The 2092-nt window shown below is 53.1% G+C and carries 3 protein-coding genes; all 3 read left to right on the forward strand.

Annotated features, from left to right (window positions below):
• On the forward strand, window positions 1-181 hold a 181-nt coding region (locus tag D6694_15280; GenBank protein RMH34277.1), incomplete at its 5' end, for a hypothetical protein.
• A 216-nt stretch (window positions 182-397) separates the two neighbouring features.
• Window positions 398-1516 (forward strand): ATP-binding protein, encoded by a 1119-nt coding sequence (locus D6694_15285; protein RMH34278.1) that lies wholly within the window; start codon window positions 398-400, stop codon window positions 1514-1516.
• A 4-nt stretch (window positions 1517-1520) separates the two neighbouring features.
• A complete protein-coding gene (locus tag D6694_15290; GenBank protein RMH34279.1) occupies window positions 1521-1955 on the forward strand; it encodes a hypothetical protein in 435 nt (144 codons plus the stop codon).
• Window positions 1956-2092 lie beyond the last annotated feature (137 nt).

The following is a 2092-nucleotide window of genomic DNA, read 5'->3' on the forward strand; positions in this document are numbered from 1 at the left end:
AATCGGTGAAACCGGTAAAATCGGTCCTTGCACATCGCACCTGTACGTGCATTCCGAATTTTGCAAAGCGCACCATCTCAACATCGCGGCGCCTGTTCCCGGCAGGCCGGGACAGGCTCCGATTATCGGGAAAGCCGCGTCTCAACATCGCCGCCTTTGGCGGCGTATCAACATCGAGTGATAGCGAGTCTCAACCGGCGATTCCTCGAATCTCAAATCCTCTTTACGCGATATTCATCATCATTCGCCGTCGCTATAATTGTGGGGGGCAAGTAAGCTTCCTGCAGGAGAAGTGCAATGAAGAAAATCGGCAGCCGTTTGCCTTCGTTGGGCACCTTTTCCAAAGGCCGCCCGTACGGCTATCCAGAGTGGAGAAAAACGGCCCCTGCCTCAACGGATGCAATTCTCCCCAAAAATGCTCATCTTTCACGACCGAGCGGCAAAAGGGCTCGGTTTTCACTCAAAACCACGAGTAATGCATTTCGATTTTGAAATCCGGAACTTCATGGCCATCCGGCAGGCTGCGCTCGAAAAGCGATCGAACGTGGTGGTGCTGCTGGGGCCAAACAAAACCGGAAAAACGCAACTGCTTTTCCTGCTCTATGCCCTCTACTGGGCTTCATGGAACATTGCGGGAGAAGCAAACGCAGACAAGGAGGCTGCTTTTGAGCAAAAGCTCAAAAGCAAGCTCAAAGGTGTTTTTCTGGTAAAGAACCCTCGCGAGCTCATCAGTTGGCAAGAAAAACAAATGCGCATCGAGTGGGGAAACAAGGACGATGAGGAAGTGCTCACGGTCGAGGCTACGCAGGACGCCTTTCTGTTCAAGGGCAAACCCGCCCTTGCCCCTGCCCATTCACCCACCTTCATTGCGCCTCTGATTGGCGAGTATTACAAGGGGATTCTTGCCTTGCAAAAGGTTTCGCCCTCGTGGCGGCTGGTGTCCGAAGCAGTCTCCGATTTCATCAATGACCTCTTTCTGTACGCCGACCGTCAGGTTTCGTCCCCTCTGCTTCAGCACATGGAAAAATGGAGTGGAGTAAACTTCTTCCTGCAGAGCAACAGAATTTACGCAAGAGAACGCGGCCGACAGTATAAAATCGAGCGAGCCGCCTCGGGCCTGAAGAGCCTGGCCTCTACCTATCTGGCCCTGCGCCATGGGCTGATCAACGAAGCCGTCTTCGTGGATGAACCCGAGAGCGGGCTGCACCCTTCGTTTGCTTATCAATGGGCAAAATGGCTGAGTCAACTTGCTGCCGCCAAGCCCGATACCACCTTTTACCTTGCTACCCATTCCGAGTACGTGCTCGAAGGCATCAACGTCGCGCTGAAAGAAGGTCTGCTGCCTCAGGCCGACCTGTGGTTCGTATCCAATTTCCGGGAAATAGAGCATGGCGACGCAGAAGGTGCCTTGTGGAAAAGCACCGTAGCTACTGCAGAAAACCCGCTGGATAGCTCGCTCCTCTCAAGAGTGTATTCTGACTTGTTGCGTCATTTGTATGGAGTCAAGTCGGCCTGAACTCATGGTAAACTTCGAGCAACTTGCAGACGAGTTTTCCCGCAGAGCCAATAACGGCCAGCCAATCAGCCGGTGCGATGTGCTGGAAATACATCCCGACCGGCAGGAGGTGTGGTTCATCGAAGACACCAATCTCACACATCCCCGCAACCCCGTCCCCCTCTGGGAGGACGACGTTTTTGAAAAAAATTTCCGGGAAAACATCTGTAAAATGTGGGGGAGCCTGGTGGTTTGGCACTGGGCCAGAGCCATATCGCATCCTGCAATCCCGGTTGCGAACGTCGATCTTTCGAAATTCGGGCTCGTGTATTTGCTGAGGTTTCCTGCCCTGGATGCGGACCAGCAACTATTCCTGGCCAGGCCAATCAAAAACTTGATAGAAAAACTCTACCGATACCGAAACGGTGCTTTTGCAAACGTGCAGTTCATCGAAAAATGAAACAGCCTGCGCATGGCTCAGGAATTTGAATCACTCTCATAAAACGACTCCCCATGTCCCGACTCTTCTTTTGCCTGCTCTTGCTGCTGGGCACCACCGTCTGGCTCACGGCCCAGGAAGACGAAGAATTTCAACGC

Source organism: Gammaproteobacteria bacterium (assembly GCA_003696665.1).
GTDB lineage: Bacteria > Pseudomonadota > Gammaproteobacteria > Enterobacterales.

Coding starts and splice junctions, on each gene's coding strand:
- D6694_15285 (RMH34278.1), top strand. CDS start 398: ATGCAATTCTCCCCAAAAATGCTCATCTTTCACGACCGAGCGGCAAAA.
- D6694_15290 (RMH34279.1), top strand. CDS start 1,521: ATGGTAAACTTCGAGCAACTTGCAGACGAGTTTTCCCGCAGAGCCAAT.